Source organism: Sphingobacterium lactis, assembly GCF_051951495.1.
GTDB classification, from domain to species: domain Bacteria; phylum Bacteroidota; class Bacteroidia; order Sphingobacteriales; family Sphingobacteriaceae; genus Sphingobacterium; species Sphingobacterium lactis_A.
This window is the reverse complement of sequence record NZ_JBNHAS010000002.1, coordinates 854,022-867,591: the sequence shown is the minus strand read 5'-3', so window position 1 is coordinate 867,591 and position 13,570 is coordinate 854,022. Positions and strand designations below refer to the sequence as shown.

At 40.8% G+C, this 13,570-nt stretch carries 11 protein-coding genes; 8 read left to right on the top strand and 3 right to left on the bottom strand.

Going from position 1 to position 13,570, the window contains the following annotated elements:
- Positions 1-321: 321 nt before the first annotated feature.
- Positions 322-492 (bottom strand): hypothetical protein, encoded by a 171-nt coding sequence (locus ACP6L2_RS11415; protein ID WP_440509352.1) that lies wholly within the window; start codon positions 490-492, stop codon positions 322-324.
- A gap of 342 nt (positions 493-834) precedes the next feature.
- Here ACP6L2_RS11415 and ACP6L2_RS11410 point away from each other — a divergent pair, with 342 nt between their 5' ends.
- Both ACP6L2_RS11410 and ACP6L2_RS11405 read left to right on the top strand, forming a co-directional pair.
- Positions 835-1,329 carry a hypothetical protein gene (locus ACP6L2_RS11410; protein WP_440509350.1) on the top strand — a complete coding sequence of 165 codons (495 nt, stop codon included), beginning with the start codon at positions 835-837 and terminating at the stop codon, positions 1,327-1,329.
- Between the two features lie 23 nt (positions 1,330-1,352).
- Positions 1,353-1,649 (top strand): hypothetical protein, encoded by a 297-nt coding sequence (locus tag ACP6L2_RS11405; RefSeq protein ID WP_440509349.1) that lies wholly within the window; start codon positions 1,353-1,355, stop codon positions 1,647-1,649.
- Positions 1,650-1,754: 105 nt separating this feature from the next.
- On the opposite strand, the gene serS is transcribed toward ACP6L2_RS11405, so the two are convergent.
- Positions 1,755-3,026, bottom strand: a complete 1,272-nt coding sequence (gene serS / locus ACP6L2_RS11400) for a serine--tRNA ligase (protein ID WP_440509347.1) — start codon at positions 3,024-3,026, stop codon at positions 1,755-1,757.
- 118 nt (positions 3,027-3,144) lie between these two features.
- Here serS and ACP6L2_RS11395 point away from each other — a divergent pair, with 118 nt between their 5' ends.
- Entirely contained in the window at positions 3,145-3,687 is a 543-nt protein-coding gene (locus tag ACP6L2_RS11395) for a hypothetical protein (RefSeq protein ID WP_440509345.1), read from the top strand.
- 3 nt (positions 3,688-3,690) lie between these two features.
- Here the strand turns inward: ACP6L2_RS11395 and tamL are convergent, their stop codons facing one another.
- Positions 3,691-6,039, bottom strand: a complete 2,349-nt coding sequence (gene tamL / locus ACP6L2_RS11390) for a translocation and assembly module lipoprotein TamL (RefSeq protein ID WP_440509343.1) — start codon at positions 6,037-6,039, stop codon at positions 3,691-3,693.
- 7 nt (positions 6,040-6,046) lie between these two features.
- Between tamL and ACP6L2_RS11385 the strand changes: the two genes are divergently transcribed.
- From ACP6L2_RS11385 to ACP6L2_RS11365, 5 genes are all read left to right on the top strand, one after another.
- On the top strand, positions 6,047-6,808 hold the full coding sequence (locus ACP6L2_RS11385) for a TrmH family RNA methyltransferase (RefSeq protein WP_440509341.1): 762 nt from the start codon (positions 6,047-6,049) through the stop codon (positions 6,806-6,808).
- On the top strand, positions 6,801-8,009 hold the full coding sequence (locus ACP6L2_RS11380; protein ID WP_440509339.1) for an MFS transporter: 1,209 nt from the start codon (positions 6,801-6,803) through the stop codon (positions 8,007-8,009). The genes ACP6L2_RS11385 and ACP6L2_RS11380 overlap by 8 nt, the downstream gene beginning before the upstream one ends.
- A gap of 6 nt (positions 8,010-8,015) precedes the next feature.
- Positions 8,016-9,302, top strand: a complete 1,287-nt coding sequence (locus ACP6L2_RS11375; protein WP_440509338.1) for an AI-2E family transporter — start codon at positions 8,016-8,018, stop codon at positions 9,300-9,302.
- 182 nt (positions 9,303-9,484) lie between these two features.
- On the top strand, positions 9,485-10,432 hold the full coding sequence (locus ACP6L2_RS11370; protein WP_440509336.1) for an endonuclease/exonuclease/phosphatase family protein: 948 nt from the start codon (positions 9,485-9,487) through the stop codon (positions 10,430-10,432).
- 203 nt (positions 10,433-10,635) lie between these two features.
- A complete protein-coding gene (locus tag ACP6L2_RS11365; protein ID WP_440509334.1) occupies positions 10,636-13,560 on the top strand; it encodes a DNA polymerase III subunit alpha in 2,925 nt (974 codons plus the stop codon).
- Positions 13,561-13,570 lie beyond the last annotated feature (10 nt).

Genomic DNA, 13,570 nt, shown 5'->3' with positions numbered 1-13,570 from the left:
CACCCCCACAAGACCGCGTCATCTTGAGGCTTGCCGAAAGAACTTCAAACTATATAAATCAGCAATGGTTAATTTACAGGGTTTTGTATAAGCGGTCGAAGCATGCTTCGACCCTACAGTTTTGGTGAACAGGATTAATAATTTCACGATTGTTTGTAGGGGCGATGCATGCATCGCCCGCCAAATGCAAGACATTTATAATTATTAATTTCATTAAAACGGGCGGACATTCCGTTCGTTTTCGTCGGGGTTCCCCCCCCACCTCAAACTCACTCAGTACCGCCCCTACCTAATGTGCTATCTAGACAGTTTGAAGTTTCTTTATCTTCGATAAAGAATGACGAGGTCTTGTGGAAGGACAAAAGACTCTTCGCTTCGCTCTGAGTTGTGAATAGCAATCTTATTTCCACGCCATAGATGTTGAAAATCATCTAATTTCTGTTGTCTTTTGTCTGTTGTCTCATCGTCTTTCTCACCTGTTTCCTTCGACACTTATTCGGATCTCCTTCGGAACTTGTTCGGAACTCCTTCGGATCTCGTTCGGTTAGAAGCGAACGAGATCCGAATAAGATCCGTACTATATCCCTAGAAAATCCTTATGAGTATCGAAGCATTCCTAATCAAAATTCATCCTCAACTTTTCCTAATTACAGACCATCTACAACGATAACTGATCCCAACCATACTTCATTAAAAATTTAAACTAACACCTCTTATTTTGGTTAATAATATATATATTCACGGTACTAACTATCAATAAAAGTATAAGATTTGAAAGCAAGCGTAAAAACAAGCTTAATCAGGAGATGTATTCTTCTGATAGCATTATTCGTTATGGGTTTTGTAAGCTACAGTAATGCCCAACAAGTGGAAGCTGTTAATAGAGAGCGTTATGCCAAGCCACAAACAGACAGTATTTTAACGGCAAACAAATGGTACATTGACCTTTCGGTATTGAGCGATGACCGTATTTTCTTTTATAAAGAAGACAAACTTCCGAGCTACATCAGTTTTACCAAAGATGGAAAATTCCAGCTCGTCTTAAACGAAAAGGATTGTAAGGGAAAATGGACCGGTAAGCATGACATTGTTAATCTGAATATTAAAAAGAAACCAGATCCGGATGCTAAAACTCAGGTAGTTGAGGTGGAACTAGTTTCTCTCGGTAATCAGCAGATTGTTTTTGATGCTACAAAAAACAAATTGAAATGCTTTAACGCCATCCAGCAATTATTAGAATCAGGATTTTTATCCTTCAAGTTGGATCATCAGCATAAAATCCTAATAGCTGAGAAACAGGAAATAATGGCTCCAAGTGGCCCTATGTAAGATCAGAAAATAAAATTAAATCAATGATGTCATCCACTATCGCTAAGCGTTGGACTATCGGGTTGATCTTTTTAATTCTACCCATTATTTTAATCACCAGTTGGTTTCAATACGATGATGATATTAGTTATGGTTATGGGTTTTTCTATTTCTGGCTCACAACCTTAGGGTATCTTTTGTTGTTTGAATTAGCTTGGTTCGTAAAAAGCCTAATTCGGAAGAATAATAACTTAGACACTAAGGTAGAGTATAGACTGCTCTTTATTGGTTTTGTTTTATTCTTGATTGGCGCATTTTATTTTATCTCAAATTTTGATTGAGCCGTTCAACGAAAAGAAATAACGTTTTTAAACAACAACAGCGAATAAACTTGATAAGCAAGTATATTCGCTGTTGTATTTTATAAGATGCCAAAAAGGCTTTCTTTAATCGATATATTCGAAACCTACGTAAGGAACTAATACCTCAGGAATTTTAATTCCTTTATCCGTTTGATTATTTTCCAATAAAGTAGCTACGATACGTGGCAATGCCAAGGCAGAACCATTTAATGTATGCGCCAAGGTGGTTTTACCATCATCATTTTTGAAACGTACTTTTAGGCGATTTGCTTGATAAGTTTCAAAATTAGAAACAGAAGATACTTCTAACCAGCGCTGTTGTGCTGCAGAATAAGTTTCCATATCGTAAGTCATAGCAGAAGTAAAACTCATATCGCCACCACAAAGACGTAATACACGGTACGGTAATCCTAATTTTTGCAATAAAGATTGTACATAGGCACTCATTTCCTCCAATGTATCATAAGAATGGTCAGGATGAACGATTTGTACTAATTCAACTTTATCAAACTGGTGTAAACGGTTTAATCCACGAACATGTGCTCCATAAGATCCAGCTTCACGGCGGAAACAAGGCGTATATCCACAATGTTTGATTGGGAAATCTTCGCTTTTCACAATGACATCACGGTAGATATTCGTAATAGGCACCTCAGCAGTAGGAATTAAATAAAGATCGTCGTTCGTAACATGGTACATCTGCCCTTCCTTATCAGGTAATTGACCTGTAGCATAAGCAGAAGCTTCATTTACGACGATAGGCACTTGTACCTCACGGTATCCCATTTTTGCAGCTTCGTCCAAAAAGAAGTTAATCAGACCACGTTGCAAACGAGCTCCCTTTCCTTTGTAAACAGGGAACCCAGCACCAGTAACCTTGGTACCTAGCTCGAAGTCAATAATATCATATTTCGCAGCAAGTTCCCAATGTGGCAGGGCGTCAGCAGCAAGAGAAGGGACTTCTCCGTTTGTTAATACCACTTCATTATCCTCTGGGGTTAGTCCCTTTGGCACCAACTTATAAGGCAAGTTAGGCAGGGATAACAACTTTTGGTTTAAATCCTTTTCTACCTGCTCAAGCGTATCTTGTAATTGTTTGATTTGCTCTTTATATGTTGCGGACTTGGATTTGATGGCTTCGGCTTCTTCTTTTTTACCTTGACGCATCAGGTCTCCAATTTGCTTTGCCGATGAGTTTGCTTCAGCTGCAATGGAGTCGGATTCGTTTTGCACCTTACGACGTTGCTCGTCTAGGGCAATGATCTGATCTACCAATTCTACATCGTTGAAATTCTTTACGGCAAGCCTTTCAACTACTTCATTCCTGTTTTCACGGATGTAATTTAATTGCAACATAAAATTTTGCTTTTAATTTTTTTAATGTGAGCAAAGATAAGAAGACATTGGGAATTAATAAAAAGAGAATTGGCAGAAGAGCATTTTTAGAATCCCATCTATTTTGTATCATTGCAAGATGAAAAACTGCTGGATAATCGGCTTATTACTTGCCTTGATTGGTTTACTTCCCTTAGCATCTACCGCTCAACAGGTGGCGATATCGGATTTTATGGTCAAAGAAAACCTATCCCAGAATGGTAAGCTCGCAATTATTGCAACAGACTCCCTCGAAAAAACAAACAATAACATTCAAGGAAATTACCGTTTCACCATCAATGGTTTTGAACAGGATTTGAAGTTTGCCGATGGTGTAGCTGTTACATCCAACCCTATTGCCTCCTCTACCTTTGTTTATTTTAAACATAAATCGGGACAGAAAGATATTGGAAAATTATTTTTCCTGCGCGTAACGGAAAAAGGTATTACACCTTATAAAATCTCCGGAATGCTTCTCTTAATCATTCCACTTTTGATCTTGTATATAGCCTATAAATTCAAAAGATTCCTGATTACCTTATTGATCTTGGCCATCATTTACTTCTACCTGAACTACAGCAAAGGATTAGACGTTCGGGAATTGATCGAAAGCAGCATCTTAGGGATTAAGAATTTGATTTAAGCATTAGAAAGGCATTCCAACTCCAAAATTGTATTGGATAAAATTGTACCGATCAGGAGAATTGGTCAAGGCATATTGATTTTTAAAGTCCTTGGAGTTGAACAAATGCTGAATCACCCATTGATTGGAACCTCTGAATTGTGGATCTTTCACTTTTAGACCTGCATCTAAGCGAATCGTAAAATAATCCATATCCACACGTAGGCCAAATCCTGTACCGATGGCAATCTGTGATAAGAAACGGTTGCCCACGAATTCCCCATCAATATTGAAGTCATCTTTTCGCAATCGCCAGATGTTTCCAGCATCGACAAAGGTCGCCCCATTCAGTTTGGCACCGAAGAAGTTATTGAGCATACGGAACCTATATTCGGCATTGGTTTCTATCTTCACCTCTCCTAACTGATCTAGGTTACGAAGGTTAAGACGGATATTCTCTGGCTTTGTAGAGCGGTTGTATCCTCCCGGACCTAAAGTTCTTGCCTGCCAAGCACGGATGCCATTCATACCGCCTGAGAAGAAACTCTTCTCGAAGATGATTAAAGTAGAATTATTGCCATAAGGGACAATAACACCCGAGTTAAAGCGGAAGACAAATTGCTTATTGCCTCCTAGATATTTATAAAGTCGATAATCAACTTCGCCCTTTACATATTGCAAATATGGAACCCCAAATAGCATTTTCTCCCCCTTATCATTTACTTTCAGGTTTAAGGCATTTCCAAGTAAACCCAATAGGTTTCCACTGATATCTGCTGCCCCTCGGAAGTAATGAAAGGATTCTTTGCTCGTTAATTTTGGCGCGTTATAGGTAAATGCATATTGAGAACCTAAGCCAAAATAGCGTCGGTTATTGCTTCGTACATATAACTCATAACCTTGATCAATGAGGTTTTGCATGAATTTGTCATTTAATCGACCATCACGGTACTCTATTACTACAGGTGTAAAACTATGCTGCTTATTAGTTGCTTCATACCACAAATAGTTCAGGCTATTGATGAAATAACGATTGGCATAGGTCTGGTCTTGGAAAAAGAGCTGTAAGCTGGATGAGAAGGTCGTTCTAGGTAAGCCAAATCGACCAACACTACGTACCCGAAAAGGTGTCATCAAGCGTGGAAAGGACAAATTAACCCCTATTTGGAAATCATTGTTAAAGATTTTATCCGATAAACTTCCCGGTAACCTGGAATCAAACAAGACCCCATAGCGCATTTTAACCTCAATGGTTTCTGAGCCGCCGAAAACATTACGGTGCGAAAAGGTATTACCCACGTTAAAACCACTCATCCCCGAGCTGAAGGTAAATTCACCTTCCATCTGATTACTCATTGCTGCACGTGGAATCAACACATATTGTACATCCAGTTTGGCCGAGTCTTTCTTGTTATAATTGATTTTTACCGATCGGAAACCATTCATTTCATACAGACGGTCGTAGGAAAGCTCTTCGTTCAAACTGCTATACTTTTGTCCTCTGCGCAAATAGGCATAACGGGATAGAGGTGATAGTTTGAACTTTCCCGTTTCATCGGTGTAAACAATCTGGCGTAGGGTATCAAAGTTCGATATGCTATTCTTTCTTAAGGCATCTTCTGCTGCCTCAATTTTAAAATAGACACTATCGATGGTATAGACTTGATGGTTAGCAGCACTATCTGGATTGGAGACCTGAATACCCAAATTAGTCTGATTATTTAAACCAATGGTATCTACCGCAACACGCATATACTGACGCAGGTAATCGTAATAACCCTGTTCGCGCATGCGGTTGTACAATTGCTCGCGTTCAAAGAAAAGATCAGCAGCATCGTATTGCTTCCCACTTTTCAAGGTGCTATTAGGTATTACATCTTTTTGGTAAATACTATCCACATTGGGATCAGCTACCGTTCTGTTAATCTCATTCACGAGGTAAGGCGCTCCTGGATTTGCCTGAAATGCAACCCTCGCCTTCTTGTTCTTGATTTCAACCTGAGGTTTTACCTGCGCATTAAAATATCCTTTCGTTTGTAAGAAGCGTTGAATTTGATTGGAAGAAAGTTCGACTAATGCAGAGTCTAAAATATGAGGGGCTTCACCTACATTTTTAATCCCATCGGTTTTATATCGGCCATTACGGGTATTAAAGATGTTATAAATACTCAAATAAAGGGGAGAATTTGGGCGAATTTCATTGGCTACATAAGTGCCGGCACTCTCTTTTAATTGTGGACTGAGCCCATTAATATCGATATCGGTTACCAATACCTGATCATCTTCGAGGTATTTTGCAGACCTACATGCTGCAAAAAATAGCAACAAAAACGTTATACTTGCAAAAAATAGTAAACTTCTTTCTTTAGTCATTCGCCCTATGTTGTCAAAAGCACAAATCAGTTTAATTACGTCATTGCAGCATAAAAAATTTCGCTCCCAGCATCAATTATTTGTGGTAGAAGGAATCAAATCTGTTAAAGAATTCATCAACTCCTCTTACAAGATACAAAAGATCTGGGCTACAGCAGATGCCGTTGCAAAAGTGGGGAAAATACCTCAAAATATAAAACTCGAAGAAGTAACAGTTCAAGAATTTGGAAAGATCAGCAGCTTAAAGAACCCTCAGGGGGCATTAGCCTTGGTGGAGCTTCCAAAATCGGATGATTTAAACCTCGCTGACCTACAAAACAAGCATAGCTTAGTGCTAGATGATGTACAGGATCCAGGGAATTTAGGAACCATCATCCGTACAGCGGAATGGTTTGGCATGGAGAATATCATTTGTTCCATAGGTACCGTCGATGCTTATAATCCAAAAGTGGTTCAAGCAACCATGGGTTCCCTATCTCGCATAAAAATCCATTATGTAGATCTCCTTCAATTTTTCAATCAATGTGACCTACCAAGTTTTGGCGCTCTATTGGATGGAGACTCCATTTATGAAACGGATTTTGCTGATGCAGGCTTGATTATCATGGGAAATGAAGGAAATGGAATTTCCGAGGAGATAATTTCAAAAATTCAGAAAAGAGTGACCATTCCCCGGATTGGTCAAGCAGAATCCTTAAATGTAGCAGTGGCGACAACCATCTTTTGTTCGGAAATATGCCGACAAAAATTGACACGTGGAAATGGATAATACGAAACAGGGAAATACCATAGAAGATCAGAGACCGCTATATACCTTACAATTTGGTTTGCTATGCTTGAGTTCATTACTCTTCTCGGCAAGCTTTAACATGATTATCCCAGAATTGCCCAATTACTTGAGTTCTTTGGGTGGTGCTGAACATAAAGGTTTAATCATTGGCTTATTCACACTTACTGCAGGCATTTCTAGACCCTTTAGTGGTCGTCTAACCGATAAATGGGGCCGTGTACCCGTGATGGCCATAGGCTCAACTGTCTGTGTACTCTGTGGATTCCTTTACCCTATCCTGACTACTGTAGCAGGCTTCTTTATGCTCCGACTGGTGCATGGTTTTTCTACAGGATTTAAACCTACTGCCACATCCGCTTATATTGCTGATATTATCCCTTCCAACCGTTGGGGAGAAGCGCTGGGTATGCATGGCTTATGTTTTAGTATTGGTGGTGCACTAGGTCCCGCTGTAGGCAGTTACATCGCCATGCTATTTGGTTTGCAAACGATGTTTTACAGCTCCTCTGCCTTTGCTTTTCTATCCATCATCATCGTGATGAATATGAAAGAAACCCTGGCAAACAAAGAACGTTTTCACTACCGCATGCTTCGTATTTCCCGCAGGGATATCATTGAGGTACGCGTGATTCCTGCAGCTATAGTGACTTTATTTTCCTATACGGCTTATGGCGTGATTTTAACCCTGATTCCGGATTGGAGTGAGCATTTGGGCATACAAAACAAAGGTCTTTTCTTTACGGCCTATACCTTAGCCTCCATTGGCATTAGGATGGTGTCTGGTAAAGTTGCTGACCGCTATGGCCGAATCTCGGTGATGAAGGTTGGCTTATTGGTGGTCACCTTATCTGCCCTTTACATCGGTTATAGCGATAGTATTTTCCACCTTGTCATCGGAGCCTGTATCTATGGGATAGGAACGGGTATTTTCTCTCCTGCGGTGAACGCCTGGACAATCGATCTTTCATTACCACAATACCGTGGAAAGGCGATGGCGACCATGTATATAGCCTTAGAAGCAGGGATAGGCGCTGGCGCAGTATTTGCAGGCTACATCTATCACGATCATATCAGCAGAATACCTGGAATCATGTATGGAAATGCAGTCATCATATTTTTAGCATTTTTATATGTAATTTTCTGGGAGCGGAAAAACAAAAAAATATCAAACACGTTATAAGACCATATGGAAAATAATCAAACCAAAAGACCCTACTCGATGGAGCTAGCGGCAACCCTACTCGCTATGGCACTCATCATCGCATTTATGGTTGTGAGCCAAGGCGTATTGTTACCCCTACTTTTTTCCATCCTGATTTCTATTTCGCTTTTTCCTTTAGCACGATTCTTTGAACGCCTGCATTTAGGAAGGGCATTCTCTTCGATTCTAGCGGTTATTGTGGCAATTGCAGTAATATCAGGGTTAATCTGGTTTATTGTTCATGAGAGTATTATTATCGGTAAAGATGCCACGGCAATTACTGACAAGGTATTATCTGTATTGGAGCGTGGGCAGAAATGGTTGCAAGACCAATTCGGCATTGAGAAAACAGAGGTCATGGACAAGCTAAGGGAGCAAGGAAACAAATCCTTGGAGAATGCAGGAGGTATGTTAGGATCGACCTTTGGGTCAATCGGGAATATGCTTGCCAGCGCAATCCTGGTTCCCTTATTTAGCTTTTTCTTGTTGTATTACCGTGACTTCTTTCGGGAATTCTTCTTTAAGGCTTTTAAATCTTCCGCTCAACATAAGGTTAATGAGGTGTTGAATAAGATTTATGAAGTAGTACAGAGTTATTTGGTTGGTTTAATAACCGTAATGGGTATTGTAGCTGTATTGAATACGGTAGGATTGATGGCGATGGGTATTGATTATGCTTGGTTTTTTGGTTCCTTGGCGTCCTTACTTATGTTATTGCCTTATATCGGTATTGCTATTGGATCTATTCTACCGGCATTATTTGCCTTGGCAACCAAGGATAGTGCTTGGTATGCCTTGGGGGTTGTGGCTTGGTTTCAGGTCGTACAATTCCTCGAAGGAAATATCATTACCCCTAATATCGTGGGAAGTAAAGTGAGCATCAACCCATTGATGGCCATCATCGGTATCTTAATAGGTGGTATGCTCTTTGGATTAGCGGGTTTGATCCTTGCCCTACCAATGATTGCTACCTTGAAAGTGATCTTTGATGCTTCTCCGGGTATGGAAGCATTTGGGTTCTTAATTGGCGAACCTGAAAAAGAACACCTAAAACGTAATGCGACACAGGAACTGCTCATGAAATGGGGAATCGTCCGACTTCCGAAGAATAAAAAGAAGATTGAGATGGATGTGCACGTAACGATGGACAAGCCCTATGAAGAACCCAAAACAGAGGTCACCTATAAAGAAGTCAACGAATCGGAAGAGAATCCCTATGAGAACTTGAAAGATTCGGAAGATGAAAATGGAAAAGACTCCGATAAAAAATAAAATAACAAGACTTAATCTTCGGATTAGGTCTTTTTTTATGGCAAGTCTAAACAGATACTTACCGTTTCGTGTTGTTAATTAAAGATTTTAGAAAATCAGCGGTGGAAATAAGGATAACTTAACATAGAATAAAGATTAAGGTAATCAATACGGTTTATCTTTATTGGCATAATAGTTTATTAATGGTTGTAGTTTATATTCTTGTAGTTGTGATCATAGTGGTCCTATTGATCTTCAAAAAACTGAGACGTAAGTTAATTTTAGTTGAATTATCTCCCAAGGATGTTCCCGAAGAACATGAAAGTCGAGGGTCCTTGAAATTATTAACCTATAACATCGCTGGCCTACCCCAGGGCATATCAGCAGCTAAGCTACCTCGGCGGATAAGCATTGCCGAGATTGGGGAAAAGGTCTTAGGTTATGACATTGTGAATGTCCAAGAGGACTTTAATTACAATACGGCCTTCTATTCATTAAACAAGCATCCCTATCGTACCGATCATAAAGGTAAAATTCCAATTGGAGATGGCTTGAATACCTTATCTAATTATCCTATTGTTTCTTATCGCCGTATCCCTTGGCGTCATTGCAGTGGTCCTGACTGTTGGACGGTAAAAGGATTCACTTATGCACAGATTCAAGTTGATCAACATGTCATCATCGATGTCTATAATGTGCATGCCAATTCCAGTGATGTCGCCCGTGCAGCACGCGCAAGACGGGAAAATCTCCGTCAATTGGCTAATTATATCTTGGAGAATTCTGCAGATCGACCTATTATCGTCATGGGTGACTTCAATGCGCATTATGCTTATAAACGGGATAACCTTCACGAGTTCCTATTGACAACCGGTCTTTCTGATGGATGGGTACAATTCCTGCAAAAGGGCGTATTCCCAGAGATTAAGCCCAAGTTTGTTGCCTTGCACATGCTGAGCCTCACTAATGAAACGGAAAGTTTAGACAAAATCTTTTTCCGTGGGAATAAACAATTGCGCTTCACCCCCTCAGCTTATGAGGTGGAAATAGAACATTTCACGAATACAACAGGACAAGCATTATCCGATCACCTCGCTGTATCCCTGACACTAGATTGGGAATGGACAGGCACTGAGGTTACTTCGGCATAATTTAGCATCGCTGAATAAAATATATTCCTTTTTTGCACCTTTAATCGGGCTGGACTTTAGTTCAGCCCTTCGTCATTAAGACCATTACAAAAAATACATAAGCTATAAATTCTGAATTATTTATTCTGCTAATTAACAGCTACATATATTTTATATTACTAATATTTTTAGTGTTTAAGTATTAGATTTCGTAATCTTGTACGATGTATTTGAATTGTAAAACATGGTTTAGTTTCCATTATGGAACTTTTGCGCCGAAGGATTTGATAGAGCGGGCACAGCGTATGGGTATTACATCCATGGCTTTGACGAATATCAACAGTACGGCCGATTGTTGGGACTTTGTATTGAAGTGTCAGGAGGCGGGAATAAAGCCATTATTAGGAACGGAGGTCCGCAATGAAAATACATTTTGTTATATATTAATTGCCAAGAATAACGACGGTATCTTGGCTATTCATAATTTTTTATCCTTTCATAAGCGCCGTAAGTTAGATTTTCCTGCACGTCCTAACTTCAACATTGAAGATGTATGGGTTATCTACCGTTTTGGGGGGCATCCGCCATTAGAAGAACTTCAACCTCAAGAGGTCGTTGGACTGTCTATGGATGACCTCAGTAAACTGAGTTGGCAAGAGGCCATCGATCGAGATTGTTGGGTGGTCCTGCATCCTGTGACTTATCAGGATAAGACGCACTATCATGTACACCGCATTCTGCGTGCTATTGCTAAAAATACCCTCCTATCAAAACTTAGCCCCGAAGATATTGCAGGCCCAAATGAGATGCTCATCGAGGAGGAGGAATTGGTGGCTGCCTTTGCTCGCTTTCCTACGGTGATCAGCAAGACTATGCAGCTTATCAAGAGCTGTTCAATCAGCATGGAATTTCATGTGGATAAGAATAAAAAGCACTTTACGGCTTCAGAAGAAGGCGATCAGGAACTGCTAAGGAAGTTGGCAATCGAAGGTTGTAAAATACGCTATGGTGCCAACAATAAGGCAGCTTTAGAACGGGTGGAAAAAGAGTTGGCCATTATCTATAAATCAAAGTTCTGTTCCTATTTCCTGATTGTTTGGGATATGCTGCGCTATGCCAATGAGCAGAAGTTCTATCATGTGGGTCGTGGTAGTGGTGCCAATTCGGTGGTTGCTTATTGCCTGCGGATTACGGATGTGGATCCCATTAAATTAGACCTATATTTTGAGCGCTTTTTGAATCCAAATCGTAGCTCTCCACCCGACTTTGATATTGACTTCAGTTGGAAGGATCGAGATGCCATATTTGAGTATTTATTCATGCGCTATGGGCGACAGCATGTTTCCTTACTGGGCATGTACAACACTTTTCAGCGAAGGGCTATTGTAAGGGAACTGGGCAAGGTCTTTGGATTACCAAAAGAGGAGATCGATGAGCTTGCGCATAAACGCGAATGGAGTCCTGAGGATAATATTCAACGTTGGATACAGAAGTATGGAGCCTTGCTGGTCAACTTCCCGACCAACATCAGTGTACATGCTGGAGGGGTGCTGATTAGTGAAAAGCCCCTAGCGCAATATGCCGTATTGGAGATGCCGCCCAAGGGCTTTTTGACCCTGCATATGGACATGTTCGAGGCTGATCGTGTGGGTTTATTTAAGTTTGATATCCTGAGCCAACGCGGATTAGGCCATATTAAGGATGCCTTGGAATTGGTGCAGCAGAACCAAGGCAAGCATATCGATATCCATAATGTCGAGCGTTTCTTTAATGATCCCAACTTGGCAGATATGATACAGAAGGCAGATACAATTGGTTGTTTTTATATAGAAAGTCCGGCCATGCGGCAATTATTGGGCAAGCTAAAGTGCTCGGATTACTTGACCTTAGTTGCTGCAAGTTCGATTATCCGCCCAGGGGTGGCTCAATCGGGAATGATGAAACAGTACATCGAGCGGTATCATGATCCGGATAAAATCGAATACCTGCATCCCAAGATGAAGGAATTACTGGCTGAGACCTACGGTGTGATGGTGTATCAGGAGGATGTTATTAAAGTGGCTCACCATTTTGGCGGAATCTCTTTAGAGGAGGCTGATATTTTACGCCGCGCCATGAGTGGCAAGTATCGTTCGGAGAATAAGTTCGAGTTGATGCGAAAGAAGTTCTTTGCTAATTGTAAGGAATTAGGACATGATGATGCTGTTAGCGCCGAAGTGTGGCGGCAGATGGAAAGCTTCGGTGGCTACTCCTTTGCGAAAGGACACTCGGCTTCTTTTGCTGTGGAAAGTTATCAAAGCTTATTTCTGAAGACCTATTATCCACGGGAGTTTTATGTGGCGGTGATTAATAATTTCGGAGGTTTTTACCGTACCGAATTTTACTTCCATGAGCTACGTCGAAATGGAGGGATTGTCGAACTCCCCTGCCTCAATCACAGCGATTACCTCAGCAATATACAGGGTAAACAGGTCTATGTAGGATTTATCCACTTACAGGGTTTGGAACAGGAATTCGGATTGCAGATTGTGGAAGAGCGCCTGCGGAATGGCCCATACCTCAGTCTTCATGATGTACTACAACGCCTGCAGCCTGCTCCTGAGCAGCTCAATATCCTGATTCGTATTGGGGCTTTACGCTTTACCGGATTGGATAAGAAAACCTTGCTCTGGGAAGCGAACTTCCGCAATAAACGAGTGGAGAAAGCTGTTACGGTCAATCTTTTTGAAACAGAGGAGGTACAATTCAGCTTGCCAGCCTTTGAGCTGGACCGAATGGAAGACCTGAAAGATGAATTGGACCTGCTGGGTTTTGTTGTTGGGGATTTCTTTGAATTACTGGATAACCGACAATTACAAGGCACTATCCGCGCTGATAAACTCCCCGATTACTTGGGGCAACAGGTTAAGATCATCGGTCGCTTGGTGACCATCAAAGAGACCCGAACCATCAAAGGAGATCGTATGTGTTTTGGAACCTTCTTGGATGTGGATGGCAATTGGTTGGATACCGTGCATTTCCCGCCAGTATTACGACAATATCCATTCTTGGGTAGTGGTTTTTATGAGCTACATGGACGGGTAATGGAAGAATTCCAAGTCTATAGTGTAGAGGTCTTAAGCATGCGGAAATTAGGTTATACGCTATAACCTAACAGCC

What these genes read in the sequence shown, in the direction of transcription:
- ACP6L2_RS11410 (WP_440509350.1), top strand. Translation starts at nt 835, where the DNA reads ATGGGTTTTGTAAGCTACAGTAATGCCCAACAAGTGGAAGCTGTTAAT.
- ACP6L2_RS11405 (WP_440509349.1), top strand. Translation starts at nt 1,353, where the DNA reads ATGATGTCATCCACTATCGCTAAGCGTTGGACTATCGGGTTGATCTTT.
- serS (WP_440509347.1), bottom strand. Translation starts at nt 3,026, where the DNA reads ATGTTGCAATTAAATTACATCCGTGAAAACAGGAATGAAGTAGTTGAA.
- ACP6L2_RS11395 (WP_440509345.1), top strand. Translation starts at nt 3,145, where the DNA reads ATGAAAAACTGCTGGATAATCGGCTTATTACTTGCCTTGATTGGTTTA.
- tamL (WP_440509343.1), bottom strand. Translation starts at nt 6,039, where the DNA reads ATGACTAAAGAAAGAAGTTTACTATTTTTTGCAAGTATAACGTTTTTG.
- ACP6L2_RS11385 (WP_440509341.1), top strand. Translation starts at nt 6,047, where the DNA reads ATGTTGTCAAAAGCACAAATCAGTTTAATTACGTCATTGCAGCATAAA.
- ACP6L2_RS11380 (WP_440509339.1), top strand. Translation starts at nt 6,801, where the DNA reads ATGGATAATACGAAACAGGGAAATACCATAGAAGATCAGAGACCGCTA.
- ACP6L2_RS11375 (WP_440509338.1), top strand. Translation starts at nt 8,016, where the DNA reads ATGGAAAATAATCAAACCAAAAGACCCTACTCGATGGAGCTAGCGGCA.
- ACP6L2_RS11370 (WP_440509336.1), top strand. Translation starts at nt 9,485, where the DNA reads ATGGTTGTAGTTTATATTCTTGTAGTTGTGATCATAGTGGTCCTATTG.
- ACP6L2_RS11365 (WP_440509334.1), top strand. Translation starts at nt 10,636, where the DNA reads ATGTATTTGAATTGTAAAACATGGTTTAGTTTCCATTATGGAACTTTT.